Source organism: Yonghaparkia sp. Root332 (assembly GCF_001425665.1).
Classification (GTDB): domain Bacteria; phylum Actinomycetota; class Actinomycetes; order Actinomycetales; family Microbacteriaceae; genus Microcella.
In genome coordinates, this window is the sequence record NZ_LMCX01000001.1 from 375,510 (window position 1) to 392,518 (window position 17,009).

General features: G+C 70.3%; 19 protein-coding genes and 1 tRNA gene. 8 read left to right on the forward strand and 12 right to left on the reverse strand.

Annotation, left to right across the window (positions count from 1 at the left end; genetic code table 11):
• Positions 1-340: 340 nt before the first annotated feature.
• On the reverse strand, positions 341-772 hold the full coding sequence (locus ASC54_RS13265; protein ID WP_369813312.1) for a DUF5956 family protein: 432 nt from the start codon (positions 770-772) through the stop codon (positions 341-343).
• A gap of 35 nt (positions 773-807) precedes the next feature.
• Complete coding sequence (locus ASC54_RS12715; RefSeq protein ID WP_156376692.1) at positions 808-1,335, reverse strand: hypothetical protein; 528 nt, start codon at positions 1,333-1,335, stop codon at positions 808-810.
• 374 nt (positions 1,336-1,709) lie between these two features.
• Between ASC54_RS12715 and ASC54_RS01760 the strand changes: the two genes are divergently transcribed.
• A complete protein-coding gene (locus tag ASC54_RS01760) occupies positions 1,710-2,240 on the forward strand; it encodes a hypothetical protein (RefSeq protein WP_055896305.1) in 531 nt (176 codons plus the stop codon).
• 242 nt (positions 2,241-2,482) lie between these two features.
• On the opposite strand, the gene ASC54_RS01765 is transcribed toward ASC54_RS01760, so the two are convergent.
• Positions 2,483-2,570 (reverse strand) — tRNA-Ser (locus ASC54_RS01765).
• Between the two features lie 134 nt (positions 2,571-2,704).
• Here ASC54_RS01765 and ASC54_RS01770 point away from each other — a divergent pair.
• Positions 2,705-3,373: an SGNH/GDSL hydrolase family protein gene (locus ASC54_RS01770; protein ID WP_082514785.1), complete on the forward strand. Its 669-nt coding sequence runs from the start codon at positions 2,705-2,707 to the stop codon at positions 3,371-3,373.
• Positions 3,374-3,449: 76 nt separating this feature from the next.
• Complete coding sequence (radA, locus tag ASC54_RS01775; protein ID WP_055858035.1) at positions 3,450-4,802, forward strand: DNA repair protein RadA; 1,353 nt, start codon at positions 3,450-3,452, stop codon at positions 4,800-4,802.
• Between the two features lie 112 nt (positions 4,803-4,914).
• Here radA and ASC54_RS01780 read toward each other — a convergent pair whose 3' ends face one another.
• From ASC54_RS01780 to ASC54_RS01800, 5 genes are all read right to left on the reverse strand, one after another.
• Positions 4,915-5,388: a dehydrogenase gene (locus ASC54_RS01780; RefSeq protein ID WP_235451360.1), complete on the reverse strand. Its 474-nt coding sequence runs from the start codon at positions 5,386-5,388 to the stop codon at positions 4,915-4,917.
• A 111-nt stretch (positions 5,389-5,499) separates the two neighbouring features.
• Complete coding sequence (locus ASC54_RS01785) at positions 5,500-6,138, reverse strand: hypothetical protein (protein WP_055896311.1); 639 nt, start codon at positions 6,136-6,138, stop codon at positions 5,500-5,502.
• A 107-nt stretch (positions 6,139-6,245) separates the two neighbouring features.
• Complete coding sequence (locus ASC54_RS01790) at positions 6,246-6,761, reverse strand: amino-acid N-acetyltransferase (RefSeq protein WP_055858028.1); 516 nt, start codon at positions 6,759-6,761, stop codon at positions 6,246-6,248.
• 121 nt (positions 6,762-6,882) lie between these two features.
• Positions 6,883-7,455, reverse strand: a complete 573-nt coding sequence (locus ASC54_RS01795; protein ID WP_055859378.1) for a fasciclin domain-containing protein — start codon at positions 7,453-7,455, stop codon at positions 6,883-6,885.
• Between the two features lie 323 nt (positions 7,456-7,778).
• The gene (locus ASC54_RS01800) at positions 7,779-10,274 is read right to left on the reverse strand and encodes an ATP-dependent Clp protease ATP-binding subunit (RefSeq protein WP_055896315.1); all 2,496 of its coding nucleotides are present in this window, start codon (positions 10,272-10,274) and stop codon (positions 7,779-7,781) included.
• Positions 10,275-10,483: 209 nt separating this feature from the next.
• Here ASC54_RS01800 and ASC54_RS01805 point away from each other — a divergent pair, with 209 nt between their 5' ends.
• The 5 genes from ASC54_RS01805 to ASC54_RS01825 all read left to right on the forward strand — a co-directional run bounded on the left by ASC54_RS01805 (position 10,484) and on the right by ASC54_RS01825 (position 14,145).
• Complete coding sequence (locus ASC54_RS01805) at positions 10,484-11,122, forward strand: hypothetical protein (protein WP_156376693.1); 639 nt, start codon at positions 10,484-10,486, stop codon at positions 11,120-11,122.
• A complete protein-coding gene (locus tag ASC54_RS01810; RefSeq protein ID WP_055858023.1) occupies positions 11,122-11,895 on the forward strand; it encodes a hypothetical protein in 774 nt (257 codons plus the stop codon). Before ASC54_RS01805 ends, ASC54_RS01810 begins: the two co-directional genes overlap by 1 nt.
• Positions 11,895-12,614 carry a hypothetical protein gene (locus ASC54_RS01815; RefSeq protein ID WP_055896319.1) on the forward strand — a complete coding sequence of 240 codons (720 nt, stop codon included), beginning with the start codon at positions 11,895-11,897 and terminating at the stop codon, positions 12,612-12,614. The genes ASC54_RS01810 and ASC54_RS01815 overlap by 1 nt, the downstream gene beginning before the upstream one ends.
• Positions 12,614-12,847, forward strand: a complete 234-nt coding sequence (locus tag ASC54_RS01820; protein ID WP_055858019.1) for a helix-turn-helix transcriptional regulator — start codon at positions 12,614-12,616, stop codon at positions 12,845-12,847. The genes ASC54_RS01815 and ASC54_RS01820 overlap by 1 nt, the downstream gene beginning before the upstream one ends.
• 311 nt (positions 12,848-13,158) lie before the next feature.
• The gene (locus ASC54_RS01825; RefSeq protein ID WP_055896323.1) at positions 13,159-14,145 is read left to right on the forward strand and encodes a pirin family protein; all 987 of its coding nucleotides are present in this window, start codon (positions 13,159-13,161) and stop codon (positions 14,143-14,145) included.
• Between the two features lie 30 nt (positions 14,146-14,175).
• Here ASC54_RS01825 and ASC54_RS01830 read toward each other — a convergent pair whose 3' ends face one another.
• The 4 genes from ASC54_RS01830 to lysS form a co-directional block, all read right to left on the reverse strand.
• On the reverse strand, positions 14,176-14,358 hold the full coding sequence (locus ASC54_RS01830) for a hypothetical protein (RefSeq protein ID WP_055858011.1): 183 nt from the start codon (positions 14,356-14,358) through the stop codon (positions 14,176-14,178).
• 138 nt (positions 14,359-14,496) lie between these two features.
• The gene (locus ASC54_RS01835; protein ID WP_055858009.1) at positions 14,497-15,075 is read right to left on the reverse strand and encodes a hypothetical protein; all 579 of its coding nucleotides are present in this window, start codon (positions 15,073-15,075) and stop codon (positions 14,497-14,499) included.
• A gap of 255 nt (positions 15,076-15,330) precedes the next feature.
• Positions 15,331-15,483, reverse strand: a complete 153-nt coding sequence (locus ASC54_RS12720) for a hypothetical protein (protein ID WP_156376694.1) — start codon at positions 15,481-15,483, stop codon at positions 15,331-15,333.
• Positions 15,484-15,495: 12 nt separating this feature from the next.
• On the reverse strand, positions 15,496-17,004 hold the full coding sequence (lysS, locus tag ASC54_RS01840; protein WP_055896326.1) for a lysine--tRNA ligase: 1,509 nt from the start codon (positions 17,002-17,004) through the stop codon (positions 15,496-15,498).
• Positions 17,005-17,009 lie beyond the last annotated feature (5 nt).

Genomic DNA, 17,009 nt, shown 5'->3' on the forward strand with positions numbered 1-17,009 from the left:
CACACCACGCGAGCCGCCGACGCTCTCCGAGGCTTCCTCTGAGAAGCAGAAAACCCCCGATCCAAGGGGGTCGGGGGTTTCCTATTTGCTGAGACAGGACAACGCGGGCTGCTTGCGAAACTCCTCCAGCCGCCCAGATGCAGGTCAGATTGAGCCCGGGAAAAGCGCTCATCCTCTGCGAGTGACCGGAAAATCCTCTGCGGGCCGCCTAGGCGGGCCGCCGCCGCAGACGACCCGCATGCTCGATCACCTACGGGAGATTAGCTCTCGTTCGCACTCTGCACCGGCAGCCCCTCATTTGCCCCGCCGCGCTACGCCCCGGCCGGGACGGCTCAATCGATCAATCGCTAACCAAGAGAGTACGAAGCTCTCTCTCTACGACCTCCCGGACCCGCTGTTGAGCCGGATCCAGGCCCACGACAGAGCGGTTGACGCGACCCCAGAACGAGTCTCCGTCCGTTCCAGCCGGAAGCACGAGGCGCCACTCGATCCCCTCCGGCGGATACGGCACAGAGTTCTCTTCCAGGAATACCCGCAACTCCTCGCTGCGGATCTGCTCTTCCTCGACTGTGGCCGGCCTCGAATGGCCTGTGGTATCGGAATACACAACGACCGGCTCGCTGGACGCGGTCACCTGATATGTCCACGCTGGGCCGGAAAGATAGGCGAGGAGCGCCTGCCAACCGTTTCTCTCCAGCCTCAGCTCGTCTCCACGCCGGGGTGGCTCGCGCGGTAAATCTTCCCAGCTTCGAGGCAGTGAGTCGCTTGTCATCCAGCCAGCCTCATCCCGGGAAGTAGCAATTGTCGTTACCGTAGCAGTTGAATTTCTGACCCATGAGCGGCGGGTTCATTCGGATAGGCGTGTCCGGACGGCACTACCCATCCACGGACTTCGCCGGTGTATTGAGCCGATTGCACCAGCCTATTCCCGTAGATAAGCGGTCCATTGAATCGGCCTAGCCCGATGGCTATGGATGCATCGCCGTTGTCCGCAGCGTGGGTGCCGCACGAGCTGAAAAAGGCACCCACCTGGGTGCAGTGCACATTTGCCCCGCTGATGGAGATGCGGGGCCCCGTCTCGTGGATCCACGAGACCGTCCAGCGAGCCTGCCGACCATTGAGGCTGTTGCGTATGATGACGTCGAATGTGCCGATCACACCATTCTGATCGCCGTAGGCCGCGTTACCTTTCGTCTCGGAAATGTAGGCGCTGATTCGACGGGTGCAGGTCGTTCCGAACTCACACCAGGTGTCGTAGTCGTCGCCCACGGCCATCGTCCCAATATTCGCCGCGGCTTCCACGGTCTGCGGGTCATCCGCCACGCGCTCGGTCACATACCGCGCAGGATGCTCGGCGTCAGCGCGCGGCGCCAGGTACGTGAGCTGTCCACCGAGGCAGGACCAGCTCTCCAGCTTCTTGGCCGTGGCTGCGGCAATGCAGGCCTCTAAAGGCGCACGTGCGGGCAAGTTCTCAGGAGGGGCAGCTGCCGCGGGGGCGCTTGAGAGTAGTAGAGCTACGACTGCAGCCGCCGCCGCCCATCCTGTGATGCTCTTCATCTGACTTGGCGTTCCGGGCTCCATTGCCCTGTGTTTTCGAGACGATCTCGAAAACTACTGTTGATGCTGACCGTAGGTCCTGCCGGAGCTGACGAAAAGTCGGCCATATGGGGGACTCGGGAGCCTTAGCGTCCGGGCCTCCCCGTAGGGGGATGTGCCCGGCCATCGGACCGCAGGCGAAGGTGGAGTGCCCGCTGCGCGAGATCCACCCACAGTCGTCGAAGAAGGCAAAGCCGGAGATCCTCAACGCACCCAGCGAGGACCAGCGCGATCGCATCTGCCGCCAGACGTCCGTGATGTTCCCGGTGTCGGAGGGTCAGAAACTTCGGCAGGAACTGATCTACGGCACCGAGGAGTGGGCCGCCGTCTACCGCCATGACCGCAACACGGTCGAGAGCTGGAACCGCGAGTTCAAGTACGAGAGCAGCTCCATCGCGGCGACAGCGCGGCGGCGCATGCGCGGCCTCGGCGCGGCCCAGTTCATGTTCGTCCTCGAGATCATGCAGCGGAACTTCGCGCGCATCGCCTCCTTCTTCGAGAAGCAGGCCCGAAAGAAGACTGCCCCCGTTGTGCGTCGCCGCCGCGATCGAGACGGACTGTCGCACTACGTGATGAACCGCGGTCCCAAGGACGAGACGTTCGTCGCGGTTCCCGGCGCTCCACCAAAGCCGCTCCGCACATAGAGGCTGCTCGGCCCCCAACTCCCGCTACAGGCACACCTGCACGACCGAAGGCTTCGCCGCGCCCGCACACGGGTCCGGCGGAGCCTTTCGTCGTCTTCGGGGCCGCGAGTACGGCCAGTGAGGCGTGCCGGCCGGCCAGTACGTCGCCGGGAACGCAGAAAACGCCGCCGATCGCTCGGCGGCGTTTTCTATGGGCCTAGTTTCGCAACCAGATCTCGCGAGTTTCGCAAGGAGCCCCAACGCGGAACCGGTGGGATTTGAACCCACGGTGGGCTCAACACCCACACAACTTTTCGAGAGTTGCACCTTCGGCCGCTCGGACACGGTTCCGCGGGAGAGTTTAGTACAGGCCGGCGGGTGGCGCGAACCGGGCCGGAAAGGCAGCATCCGGCCTTCCGTCGCTGCATCCGCCGCCGCATTCGCCCCGCGGCATCCGCTTCATCCTCGCTCGCTACGATGCGGGAATGGCCCCCTCAATGCGCACGCCCTGGCTGTGGCAGCGGCGGCGGCAGTGGGCGGCCCGCGAGCGCGCCGAGGGCGAGCTGCTCTACGTCGCAATCGGTGACTCGGCGGCGCAGGGCATCGGCGTGCGCGACCTGGACTTCTCCTACGTCGGACTGCTCAGGAACCGTCTGCAGCGTCTCTCGGGCCGTACCGTGCGCGTCGTTAACCTCTCGCGCTATGGCGCGCGCATCGGCGACGCGCTCGATCGGCAGCTGCCCCTGCTGCGCGCGATCATCGATGAGACCGGTCGCGAACCCGACCTCGTCACGGTAGCGATCGGCGCCAACGATATGCGCGACGTCGACCACGACGGGTTCGTCGCCGGCGTCGAGCGGCTCATCGACTCGGTGCCGCGGCACGCGGTGATCGCCGACCTGCCGTGCTTCCACTTCGGCCCTCGCGAGCTGAATGCCGCGGCCGCCTCGCGCGCCATCGAGACGCGCGTGCGCGCATCCGGCCGCCCCTTCGCGCCGCTGCACCGCGTCACCGAGCTGCGCCGCGGGCCACAGTCGTGGGCGGAGTTCACGTGGGACCAGTTCCACCCCAACCGCCTCGGCTACCGCGTCTGGGAGTCGGCCTTCGCCAGCGCCGTGAACCGCCGGGCGCGTCAGCTGCGGCTCGGCGACTGACCGCGCCCTGCGCGGGTTGCCCACCGTCGGCCCGCCTCATCGCCCGGCGTCGGTGCTCGGCCGTAGCATCGGGAGCATGGCCCGCCCGACGACGACCTTCCGCTGCTCCGAGTGCGGGTGGACGACCCCGAAGTGGGCCGGCCGCTGCGGCGAGTGCCAGCAGTGGGGCACGGTCGTCGAAGCCGGCCCGGCGGCAGTGACGCAGCGCACGACCTCGGCGCGCGTCGCCGAGGCCCGCGTCGCCCGCCCGATCACCGAGATCACGGCGCGCGACGAGAGCCACACCCCCACCGGCATCGCCGAGTTCGACCGCGTGCTCGGCGGTGGCATCGTGCCGGGCGCGGCGTTCCTGCTCTCGGGCGAGCCGGGCGTCGGCAAGTCGACGCTCCTGCTCGAGGTCGCCTCGCGCGCCGCCCGTCGCGGCCAGCGCGTGCTCTACGTCTCTGCGGAGGAGTCGACCGCGCAGGTCCGCCTCCGCGCCGGCCGCACGAACGCGCTGAGCGACGAGCTCTACCTCGCGGCCGAGACCGACCTCTCGGTGATCCTCGGCCAGATCGACGAGGTGCAGCCGCAGCTCGTCATCGTCGACTCGGTGCAGACCGTGGCATCCCCCCTCATCGACGGCCTCGCCGGCGGCGTCTCGCAGGTTCGCGAAGTCGCGGCGACGCTCATCCGCGTCGCGAAGGAGCGCGACCTCCCGGTCATCCTCGTCGGCCACGTCACGAAGGACGGCACGATCGCGGGGCCCCGGCTTCTCGAGCACCTGGTGGATGTCGTGTGCCAGTTCGAGGGCGATCGCCAGACCGCGCTGCGCTTCGTGCGCGCCCACAAGAACCGCTTCGGGCCGACCGACGAGGTGGGGTGCTTCGAGATGACCGGCGACGGCATCGCCGAGGTCGCCGACCCGAGCGCGCTGTTCCGGTCGCACGCGCCCGTGCCCGTGAGCGGCACGTGCGTCGCCATCGCGATGGAGGGCCGCCGCGCCATCCCCGTCGAGGTGCAGGCGCTCGTCGTCGCGTCGAGCGCGCCGCAGCCGAGGCGCGTCGTCAACGGCGTCGACTCCTCGCGCGTGGCCATGCTGCTCGCGGTGCTCGAGCGCCGCTGCGGCATGCCGCTGTCGAGCTTCGACGTCTACGTCTCCACCGTCGGCGGCATCCGCCTCACCGAGCCCGCCGCCGACCTCGCCATCGCTCTCGCGATCGCGAGCGCCCGACGCGAGAAGGCCCTCGATGGCCATCTCGCCGCGATCGGCGAGATCAGCCTCGCCGGAGAGATCCGCGCCGTCGCCGGGGCGCCGCAGCGCGCCGCCGAGGGCCGACGCCTCGGCTATCGCACGCTCATCGACGCCTCGGCGCTGCACGTGCGCGAGGCAGTGCGGCTCGCGTTCGCGAGCGCGAGCGACGAGAAGATCGACATCCCAGAGTTCTGACCTGCGGCAGGCGGATGCCGCGCGCTTGAGTGCGAAAGTCGCAGTTGTGCCGGGAAGTTCCGGCTCACTCGCGACTTTCGGGCACATCCGCCGGCAGTCTGGGCGTGCGGCCCTACTCCGCGGCGTCGGCGACCGGTGCCTCGAGCCGCAGCGCGTCGAGCACCGTCTGCGGCTCGGCCTGCATCGCGTGCGGGCCGGCGACGTCGAACCACACGGCCTCGAGAACGCCGATGTTCTGCTCGAGGAAGTCGGCGAGCGTCGCCCCGTCGTAGGCGAGCACGCGCAGGTCGGTCTCGTTCGGCAGCATCGAGACGTACGTCTCGGGGCTCGAGAACAGCAGCAGCATGTACTTGTCGGCCTCGCCGCGCCGGAACACCCGCACCTGCGACGGCCCGTCGACGGGGAGCAGGGGCACGATCACGTGGTCGTTGCGCAGCGCGAAGGCGACGGCCGCGGCATCCTGCCTCTCGAGGGCGGCGGCGAGGCGCTGCTCGATCGGCAGGGTCGACTCGGGCAGCGGGCTCGCGGCTCCGGGCATGCGGCGCGGGGTGCCGCCGGGGCGTGAGGGGCGCTTCTTCTTCGGCATCGCCACCAGCCTACGCGGGCGCCGCCGAACGACCGTGGTGGGGATGCCCGGGGAGAGCGGGCGCCGACCGCACGCGCCCGCGGGCGTCTCGCCGGGCATCCGCCCCCATCGCTACTGGAGGATGAAGGGCTTCGGCTCGGAGGTGAAGCCGCCGATCGTGACCGTCAGCCGGTAGGTCGCGCCGCCGCCGATCGCCGCCGTGCGCTTGCCCTCGCAGGCGCCCCCCGGCTCGGAGCGCACGCGCTGCCACGAGAACGGCGTCGTCGAGAGCGGCGTGCCCGGCTCGAGGGTGACCTCGGCCGGCGCGGGGTCTGTCTGGCAGTCCTTCGAGGACCAGATGCGGTCGCTGCCGGAGGTGATGACGTACTCCTGCACGTCGGTGCCGACGGTCGCGACGCACGGGGCCGAGCCCGTGTTGGTGAGCGTGAGCGAGAGCAGCGGCTGCACCTCGGCGGGGTACGAGTCGGCGTCGGTGACGGCCGCGACCTGCACCTGGTCGGGCGTGCACGCGTTCGGGTTGGCCGGGTCGACGGGCTCGGCGGGCTCCTCGGCGCCCGCCTCGTCGGCCGGGGCGTCGCTCGCGGCGGGGTTCGCGCCCGGGTCGCCCGCGCCCGCCTGATCGGCTCGGGGGCGGACGAGGATCAGCACGACGATGAGGATCACGGCGAGCAGGCCGATGCCGACCACCAGACGGCGGCGCCAGTAGACCTGGGGCGGCAGCGGCCCCACGGGTTGACGCAGGGTCTGCATGGGGTCAGGGTACGTCGCGGCGGGCCGGATTCCGGGGCGGGCGGGCGGCGTGTGCGCAGATCGCCCGCGGGCGAGGGGGCGGATGCCGTCGGCGGTCGCCGCCGGTGCTAGTGCAGCTGCTTGAGCATGCGCGTGTTGCCGAGCGTGTTCGGCTTGACGCGCGAGAGGTCGAGGAACTCGGCGACGCCCTCGTCGGGCGAGCGCAGCAGCTCGCTGTACACCTCGGGGTCGACGAGCAGCTGCTCGCCCATGGGCTCGAACCCGTGCCGGGCGAAGAAGTCGACCTCGAAGGTCAGGCAGAACAGGCGGGAGAGCCCGAGCGCGAGAGCGGCATCCTCGAGGGCTGTGAGGATGCCGTGGCCGACCCCCCTGCCCAGCCACGATTCGGCGACCGCGAGGGTGCGCACCTCGCCGAGGTCCTCCCAGATGACGTGGAGCGCGCCGCAGCCGATGACCTCGCCGCCGCCGTCGACGGCGACCACGAACTCCTGCACCGACTCGAAGAGCACCACGAGCTCCTTGCCGAGCAGGATGCGCTTCTGCACGAGCGGCTCGACGAGCTGCGTGATGGCGCGCACGTCGGAGGTGCGGGCCGGCCGCACGAGGAATCCGGGGGTGGTCACGCGATCAGCCTAGAGGCGGCGGCGGATGCCCGGCTCACCGACCGCGGACAGCACGGAGCCCCGGCCACCCGAACGGCCGGGGCTCCTGCTCGCGCCGACGTGACGGGGCGCGGAACCGCGATCAGGATCCGGGGACGAGGACCCGGTCGATCGTGTGGATCACGCCGTTGGAGGCGTGGATGTTGGAGAACTCGGGGAGGATCTTCGGGTCGGCGAGCGGAGCGCCGTCCCGCAGGTTGACGCCCTGGACGCGGAAGCTGACGCCGCTGAGCGTGTCCACGCTTCCGGCCTTGACGACCTGGGTGCGCGACTTCTCGCCGGCCGACACGTGGTAGAGCAGCACGTCGACGAGGTTCGGGAGCGTCGCGGCGGTTGCGAGGGCCTCCTGCTCGGTGGCGGGACGCGAGCCGGTGAGGTCGGTCACGAGGCGGAGGAAGGCCTCGTCGTTCGGGGCGAACACCGTGAGGTCGGCCGAGGGGTCGGCGGTCGCGCCGGCGAGGCCCGTGGCGACGAGGGCGCCGACGAGGATGTCGTAGTCGCCACCGTTGGTGTCGTAGGCGCCGACGCCACCCGAGGCCGCGACGGCGATGTCGGTGATCGTGGGGCCGTCGTGGCCCGCGGCGACCGCGGGGGCGGCGGTGCTCGCGGCGAGCGCGAGCGAGGCGAGACCGGCGAGGGCGAGACGCTTCTTCATCGAGGTTCTCCAGTTCATGAGCCGCGGGGGCGCGGCGGGGATCGGTATCGGCGGAGGGCGGAGATGCCCCCCGAATGAGGGTGCTTCTCCGTGCCCTCCGACGACAAGGCGCCCCAGCCTTCCCGCGGCGAGCCTGCGGCCGGCTCGCGGCTGGTGCGCAGGCAGCGCGCGGCCACTCGTCGGCAACTTCGCGGCGGAGGGTGCATCCGGACCAGGAGTGTCGCCGGTACGCGCGCGCGACGCTCCGGATCCTCGCGACCTCGGGAACGACGACGCCCCGCCCCGGAGATCCGGGGGCGGGGCGTCGGTCGTGGTGCGCGCGGCTACTCGACGGGCGGCAGCTCGCCGGCGACCGCGGGGCCGGCCTCGACCGCCGCGAGCTCCTTCTGCGTGGTGACGAAGGTGAACTCGCCGTCGACGAAGTCGACCTCGACGTGGTCGCCGCCGTTGAGGCGACCGTGCAGGATCTCCTCGGACAGGCGGTCCTCGATCTCGTGCTGCACCGCGCGGCGCAGGGGGCGAGCACCGAGCGACGGGTCCCAGCCGAGCTTGATGAGCTGAGCCTTCGCCGAGTCGCTGACGTTGATGGTCAGGTCGCGGTCCATCATGCGGTCGCGCAGGCGCTTGATGAACAGGTCGACGATCTGCAGCAGCTCGTCCTGGTTCAGCTGCGGGAAGACGATCGTCTCGTCGACGCGATTGAGGAACTCGGGCTTGAAGTGCTTCTTCAGCTCCTCCACGACCTTCGCGCGCATGGCGCTGTAGGTCGCGGCCGTGTTGCCCTCGAGCGTGAAGCCGACCGGGCCGCCCGTGATGTCCTTCGTGCCGAGGTTGGTCGTCATGATGATGACCGTGTTCTTGAAGTCGACGACGCGGCCCTGACCGTCGGTCAGGCGCCCCTCCTCCAGCACCTGCAGCAGCGAGTTGAAGATGTCCGGGTGCGCCTTCTCGATCTCGTCGAAGAGCACGACGCTGAACGGCTTGCGGCGCACCTTCTCGGTGAGCTGGCCGCCCTCCTCGAATCCGACGAATCCGGGAGGGGCGCCGAACAGTCGCGAGACGGTGTGCTTCTCGCCGTACTCCGACATGTCGAGCGCGATGAGCGCGCCCTCGTCGTCGAAGAGGAACTCGGCGAGCGCCTTCGCGAGCTCGGTCTTCCCGACGCCCGTGGGGCCGGCGAAGATGAACGAGCCCGAAGGGCGCTTCGGGTCCTTGAGGCCCGCACGGGTGCGGCGGATCGTCTTGGCGAGGACGGAGATGGCCTCCTCCTGGCCGATGACCCGCTGGTGCAGGGCCTTCTCCATGAAGATGAGGCGGCTCGACTCCTCCTCCGTGAGCTTGAAGACGGGGATGCCCGTGGCCTGCGCGAGCACCTCGGCGATGACGCCCTCGTCGACGGTGCCGCCGACGCCGGCCTCGCCCGAACGCCACTGCTTCTCGAGGCGCAGCCGCTCGCCGAGCAGCTTCTTCTCGTCGTCGCGCAGGCTGGCGGCCTTCTCGAAGTCCTGGTTCTCGATCGCGAGCTCCTTCTCGGAGCGCACGCCGGCGATCTTCTCGTCGAACTCGCGCAGCTCGGGCGGTGCCGACAGGATCGACAGTCGCAGCCGAGCGCCGGCCTCGTCGATCAGGTCGATCGCCTTGTCGGGCAGGAAGCGATCCTGCACGTAGCGGTCGGCCAGGTTCACGGCCGAGACGATCGCGCCGTCGGTGATCGAGACCTTGTGGAACGCCTCGTACTTGTCGCGAAGCCCCTTGAGGATGTTGATCGCGTGCGGCAGCGACGGCTCCTGCACCTGGACCGGCTGGAAGCGACGCTCGAGAGCGGCATCCTTCTCGAAGTGCTTGCGGTACTCATCGAGCGTGGTCGCGCCGATCGTCTGCAGCTCACCGCGCGCCAGCAGCGGCTTGAGGATGCTCGCCGCATCGATCGCGCCCTCGGCGGCACCCGCACCCACGAGGGTGTGGATCTCGTCGATGAAGACGATGATGTCGCCGCGCGTGCGGATCTCCTTCGTGACCTTCTTCAGGCGCTCCTCGAAGTCGCCGCGGTAGCGCGAGCCGGCGATGAGCGAGCCGAGGTCGAGCGAGTAGAGCTGCTTGTCCTTCAGCGTCTCGGGCACCTCGCCCTTGACGATCGCCTGGGCGAGGCCCTCGACGACGGCGGTCTTGCCGACGCCGGGCTCGCCGATCAGGACGGGGTTGTTCTTGGAGCGGCGCGAGAGGATCTGCATGACCCGCTCGGCCTCCTTCTCGCGGCCGATGACGGGGTCGAGCTTTCCGTCGCGCGCGGCCTGCGTGAGGTTGCGGCCGAACTGGTCGAGCACCTGCGAGCCCTTGTCGGCGCTCGGGGTGTCGCCGCCGACGGCGACGGCCTCCTTGCCCTGGTAGCCCGACAGCAGCTGGATGACCTGCTGGCGCACGCGGTTGAGGTCGGCGCCGAGCTTGACGAGCACCTGGGCGGCGACGCCCTCGCCCTCGCGGATGAGGCCGAGGAGGATGTGCTCGGTGCCGATGTAGTTGTGGCCGAGCTGCAGCGCCTCGCGCAGGCTCAGCTCGAGCACCTTCTTCGCGCGCGGCGTGAAGGGGATGTGCCCGGTCGGCTGCTGCTGACCCTGGCCGATGATGTCCTGGACCTGCTCGCGCACGGCGTCGAGCGAGATGCTGAGCGACTCGAGCGCCTTCGCGGCTACTCCCTCACCCTCGTGGATGAGGCCGAGGAGGATGTGCTCGGTGCCGATGTAGTTGTGGTTGAGCATCTTGGCCTCTTCCTGGGCCAGGACCACCACGCGACGGGCACGGTCGGTGAAGCGTTCGAACATCGGATACCTCCTCAGGCGCCGGGGCGCTGACGGGGCCCCGGTTGCTATCGAGGGTAACCAGGGGTGGTGGGGAAAACTGCCCCTGTTCGCCGTAGGCGTGCGGGATTCCGGGGCGTGCGCTCACCGGGCCGGAATCGACTCTTGCTCGATTGGGCATTCGCCGGTACCGTATCGATATTCGTTATTAACGATCATCGATAAGGATGCTCATGCCGACCTCGTCCGCCCCATCCGTCCCACCGCCCGTCGTCGCCAGTCGAGACGCGACCGCGCTCCGGTTCGTCGCGGCGCTCGCGCTCACCGCGAGCGCCGTATGGGCCATCGGCGCCATGCTGGCGGTGCTGCTCCCGCTCGTCGGGGGAGAGCCGGTCGAGGTGGAGCTTCTCGCGGCAGGGGCCGTGACCGTCGGCGACGCCGACGGCATCCCCCCGCTCATCGCCCAGAGCTATCTCGTGCTGGTCGATGCGGGCGACGTGAGCGGTGGAGCCTTCGGGCTGCTGCTCGCCGAGGCGGGTCTCACGAATCTGGTCGGCGCGGTCGTCGCCGGTGTCATCGCGTTCGCGCTGCGGGCGATCGCGCGAGGCGACGCGTTCCACCGCGCGATGCCCGGGCTCATGGTGGCGGTCGGCTCGGCGCTCGCAATCGGGATGCTCGCCGCCTCGGCGCTCGGCGGGCTCGGCCGAATGATGGCGGCCGACGAGCTCAACGCCGCGGCCGGATCGGAGCAGCTCGCTGTCGGCTTCGCGTTCGACCCCGTGCCGGTCGTGGTCGGAGTCGCGGTGCTGGCGCTCGCGTTCGTCTTCCGCGCGGGAGCGCGGCTGCAGCGCGAGACGGCGGGGCTCGTCTGATGGACGCGATTCTTCTCTGGAACATCGCGTACGCGGCGATCCCGCTCGTCGCACTCGCCGTGATCATCGTGACGGTCACGATCCGTAGGCGGCGAATTCGCGCGGCCATAGCCGCCGCGGGCGGCGAGCCCTCCGGCGCTCCAGCCGCACGTGTCATCGGCATGCTCGCCTTCATCTACGGGCTGGGTGCCTCTTTCGCAGCATTCATCGGGCTCGTCGTGACGATTTCGATGACGACCAGCAGAGTTCAAGGCGCCCCAGGCTCCAGCGCGCTGACGCTGCCGGTGCCCATCTCGCCCGCGTCAGTGATTCCCGAGTCGGTTCTTCGACCGCCCGTATTCGATGGTCAGCTCATCGGCTCGGGATACTTCACCGAGATCTCGATCCCGGGCGCAGGGCTCAGTCTCGGGACCGAGCTCCTGTACGTCGCGCCGATGCTTCTCGCCCCGGTGCTGCATGCGATCGTTGCTTTCGGCATCGCGTCGCTCGCTTCGCGGATCGAGAAGAACGAGGGCTTCGCGCCCGAGCTCGCCCGCACTGCCACGGTGGTCGGTGTCTCACTTGTCGCGATCGGCTCGGCCTCGCAGGTCCTGCATGGCTACGGCGTGAGTCTTGCACGGCACGAGCTGCTCGCCGGAACCGAGCTCGGCGGCTGGATCGGACCGGGGCCCCTCGACGTCACTCACATCGCCGCCGGCGTCGGGGTGCTGCTCGTCGGCGTGCTCCTGCGGCGAGGGGTGCGGCTCGAGCGCGAGACGGCGGGGCTCGTCTGATGGACCTGTCAGTCCTGCTCCTCATCGTCGCCGTGCTCGTCGGCGTCGCCGTCGTCGTCGGGGTGCTCTCACCACGGCGGGAGTCTGTCGAGGCTCGACGACCGCTGCTGCCGCGACTCGTCGCCGCCGCATGCCTCGTCGGAGTCGCGGTGGTGGCTCTGGGAACGGTGATCGGCGTCGCGCAGTCGCTCATCCCCACGAGCTGGGTGACGCTCGAGATCCCCGTCACACTCAGGGTTGAGCAGACCCCCGCCGACCTCCGCGCCGACCCTGCCGGCAGCCTCACCGACGCCGTCGTCTCGGCGCCTACCGCCCTCACCGTCGACGGGCTCGGCGCCGCGGCCCGGATCTGGCTCGCCGCAGGCACGCTGATCGAGGGCGCGGTCGCAGTGACGCTGCTGCTCGTGGTCGCCCGCTTCGCGCGCCAGTCGATCTCCGACACCCCCTTCACGCCCCGACTGAGCCGGCTTCTCGTCATCGCCGGAATCACCCTCGCCATCGGCGGGATCACGGGCCAGATCGCCTCGAGCATCGCCGGGACGCTCGCTCACGAGCAGCTGTTCGCGCTCTCGCCGGAGGCGCTCGGCGACGGCATCGCCGTTCCCCCGTCGCTGACGTTCGACCTCTGGCCCCTCGGAGTCGGACTCGCTCTCGTCGTCGTGGCCGGGCTCGTGCGCAGCGGCGAGCGGCTGCAGCGCGAGACGGCGGGGCTCGTGTGATGGCGCCGGCGGCGTCCGATGATGATGAGACGGGCATCCACTGCCGGCTCGACGAGCTGCTCGAGGAGCGCGGGCTCACCCTCACCCGGTTGAGCGAGCTCGTCGGCGTGAGCCTCGTCAATCTGTCGGTGCTGAAGAACGACCGCGCTCGGGCGATCCGGTTCTCGACGCTGCGGGCGATCTGCGAGGCGCTCGATTGCGAGGTCGGCGACCTGCTCGTCGTCGAGCGCTGAGCCCTTGCCCGGCGTGCGGTCGCCGGGCGCTGCCGGGCGTGCACTGACTCCGGAGTTCCGGAGGACGCGGCCTGTCGAGGCGCGGGCGGACGGGACCGCGACGACGGATCTCCGGAATTAGTGCACGCCCGGCGGCGGGGCGGTGGCGGGCAGCTGCGGCGCGGCAGCTGCGGCGCGGCAGCTGCGGCGCGGCAGCTGCGGCGGGCAGGCGCCGCCGAGCAGCCGCCGCCAGGCAGGCGCCGCCGGGCAACCGCGGCCGGGCAACCGCGGCCGGCGAGGCGCCAGCCCCACCGCCGACGTAGGGTGACGGCATGAGCAACCTCGAGCCCGAGCCCGCCGAGCTCGTGTGCGACGAGCAGCCGGCGCCGAGCATCCTCGTGCTCGAACCGCGCGAGGTGCCGCTCGGCGGGCCCCGCGCGATGACCGTGCGCCGCACGCTCCCCCAGCGCGGGCGCAGCCTCATCGGCGCCTGGTGCTTCGTCGACCACTACGGCCCCGATGACGTCGCAGAGACGGGCGGCATGGTCGTGCCGCCGCATCCGCACACGGGGCTGCAGACGGTGAGCTGGCTGTTCGAGGGTGAGATCGAGCACCGCGACTCCACCGGGGCCCACCAGCTCGTGCGCCCCGGCGAGCTCAACCTCATGACCGCGGGCAGGGGGATCCAGCACAGCGAGGTCTCAACCCCCGCGACCACGCGCCTGCACGGCGCCCAGCTGTGGGTCGCGCTGCCCGACGCCGACCGGCGCACGACCCCGTTCCTCGAGCACACCGAGCCGCGGCCGGTCGAGGTCGGCGCCGCTACCGTGCGCGTGTTCATCGGCGCGCTCACCGGCATCGCCGACGCCGCCGCTCGCGTCTTCAGCCCGCTCGTCGCCGCCCAGCTCGACCTGCCTGCCGGCGCGAGCGTCGAGCTGCCCGTCGACCGGCGCTTCGAGCACGGCCTGCTCGTGGATGCCGGCGTCGCGACGATCGACGACGTCGCCATCCCGACGGCGCACCTCGCGTTCACGCCCACGGGTCGGTCGACGCTGCGGGTCTCCGCGGGCGATGCTCCCCTGCGGGGGCTGCTCATCGGCGGCGAGCCGCTCGGCGAGCCGATCGTCATGTGGTGGAACTTCATCGGCCGCGACCACGACGAGATCGTCGGCTTCCGCGCCGCGTGGCAGTCCGAGGTGATCGACGGCACGGCGCCGGCCGATACCTTCGGCCGGGTCGAGAGGTGGCCGGGGTCGGCGCTTCCGGCACCGACGCTGCCGGGCATCCGCCTCAGGCCCCGTCGGCAGCCGCCCGCGTAGGGGCGAACGACGACGGATGCTCCGCGCGCGCTACTCGTGCGGGTCGGCGTGGAGCTTCTCGAAGCGCGCGCGCTCCTCGGCCTCGATGTCGCTGTAGGCCTGGCGCTCGGCGCGGTCGGCACGGATGATCGCACGCATCGCGAACCAGAAGATCAGGCCGACGACGATCGTCGGTGTGATCGAGAACACCGCGTTCGTCCAGAAGTCGTCCACGACACCAGGATACGTCGCGCCGGCTCGGAAGAAGGTGCCGCCGGGTCGTCATCCGTTGGGGGGGGTCGGACGACGACCCGGCCGGCGGAGCCGGATCGCGCATCGGGGGGTAAAGCGATCGGGCTCCCGTCGATCGAGCTAGGGGCGCATGAGCCTCCGGCCGGAAGCGATGCCGTACACCGCGACGCCGAGAGCGAGGATGCCGGCGAGGGCGAAGGCCGCGACCGCGATGACCGGGCCCGACTCGGCGGGCACCGCGGCCTCGATGGCCGAGGCTCCGTCGGTCGGTTCGGGGAGGGACTCGGTGGGGAGCTGGATGAAGCCGCGCAGGATCTCGTTGTCGATGCGGATGTCGGCCTGGACATCCGACAGCCGGCCGCGGTCGGCGACCGCGACGAGGCAGTACGTTCCGTCGGCGACGGTGAGGGTGTCGACGAGGGCGCTGAAGCCGTCGCGGGCGGAGACGGTCGTGGTCGTCGAGGCGACGGCGCTGCCGCACTCGCCGAGCTGCTGCGGTGCGAGCTGCAGGGTGAGCTCGTGCTCGCCGTCGCCGGCGATCGTGCCGGCGATGTAGAGCTCGCCCGAGACGATGGTCCCGGAGACGGGGGTCGTGATGCGCAGCGCGTCGGCGGCGATGCCGGGCGAGGCGACGAGGATGAGGCTCGTCGAGAGCGCAGCCGTGATGAGGCTGTGCGTGACGGCATGGGTGTGCTTCACGGGGGTTCGCCTTCGGGTCAGGCGAGGTCGACGACTCGTGGGGCGGGCCGTCGGCGTCGTATCGGGTGTGGTGCGTCAGAGCCGCGCGGGTGTCCGGTGGGTGGCCGGTCGCGGTTCTGCGAGCACCCTCATGGTACGGACGCCGCGGGCCGGCATGCTCGCCCCAGATAGGGGGTCACGGCCCGGAGGCGACCGCTACATGTTGTGGCTGGAGTGGGCGGTGAGGGCGGTGTGGCTCGTGTGACTGACGAGGTTTCAGCCCTTGGCGATGATGCCCACGAGGCCCGAGATCAGCAGGTACGCGCCGAACCCGCCGGCGATCAGCCAGATCGCCAGGCGCATCGGCGAGATCTCGCGCTTCTTCCGCTCGGCGTCGCCGGGGAGGGGGAGCTCGTTCTTGTCGGCCATGGGGGTCTCCGGCTACTTGACCAGCGGGAAGAGGATCGTTTCGCGGATGCCGAGCCCGGTCAGCGCCATGAGCAGGCGATCGATGCCCATGCCCATGCCGCCGCTCGGGGGCATCCCGTGCTCGAGAGCGGTGAGGAAGGCCTCGTCGAGGCGCATCGCCTCAGGGTCGCCGCCCGCCGCCAGCGTCGCCTGCGCGACGAAGCGCTCGCGCTGGATGACCGGGTCGACGAGCTCGGAGTACGCGGTCGCGAGCTCGAAGCCGCGCACGTAGAGGTCCCACTTCTCGACGCGGCCCGGAAGGCTGCGGTGCTCGCGCACGAGCGGGCTCGTGTCGACGGGGAAGTCCATGACGAAGGTCGGGCGCACGAGGTCGCCCTTCACGAAGTGCTCCCAGAGCTCTTCGACGAACTTGCCCGGCAGCGGGTGGTCGATCTCGATCTCGACCGCGTCGGCGAGCCTCTTGAGCTCGGCCATGGGCGTCTCGGGCGTGATCTCGACGCCCGCGGCGGCGCTCAGCGAGTCGTACATGCTGAGGCGATCCCACTCGCCGCCGAGGTCGTACTCGGTGCCGTCGGCCCACGTGACGACGTGCGAGCCCGAAATCGCGACGGCCGCGTTCTGGATCATCTCCTGCGTCAGGTCGGCCATCTGGTGGTAGTCGCCGTACGCCTGGTACGCCTCGAGCATCGCGAACTCGGGGCTGTGCGTGGAGTCGGCGCCCTCGTTGCGGAAGTTGCGGTTGATCTCGAACACGCGCTCGATGCCGCCCACGACCGCGCGCTTGAGGAACAGCTCGGGCGCGATGCGCAGGAACAGCTCGGTGTCGAAGGCGTTCGAATGCGTCGTGAAGGGGCGGGCGGATGCTCCGCCGTGCATCGTCTGCAGCATCGGCGTCTCGACCTCGAGGTAGCCGTGATCGGCGAACGTCCGGCGCAGGCTGCCGACGGCGAGCGCCCGGGCGCGGACCGTCTTGCGCGCCTGCTCGCGAACGATCAGGTCGAGGTAGCGCTGGCGGACCCGGGTCTCCTCGTTGAGCTCGTTGTGCAGGTTCGGCAGCGGGAGGATCGCCTTCGCCGCGATCGCCCAGCTGCGGACCATGATGCTGAGCTCGCCGCGGCGACTGGTGATGACCTCGCCCTCGACGAAGACGTGGTCGCCGAGGTCGACGAACTCCTTCCAGCGGGCGAGCTCGTCGTCGCCCACCTCGGCGAGCGACACCATCACCTGGATGCGGCTGCCGTCGCCGGACTGCAGCGTCGCGAAGCAGAGCTTGCCCGTGATGCGCGAGAAGACGACGCGACCGGCCAGGGCGACGCGCTCGCCCGTGGCCGTGTCGGGCTCGAGGTCGGGGTGCCGCTCGCGCACGGCCGGGATCGTGTCGGTGATCGGCAGGCCGACGGGGTAGGCGTCGATACCTGCGGCGAGCATCCGCTCGCGCTTGTCGAGGCGCACCTGCTTCTGCTCGGCGATCTCGGCGACGGTCGGCTCAGCGGCGTCGGGCGCGGGCGTGGTGTCGGTCATGAGGC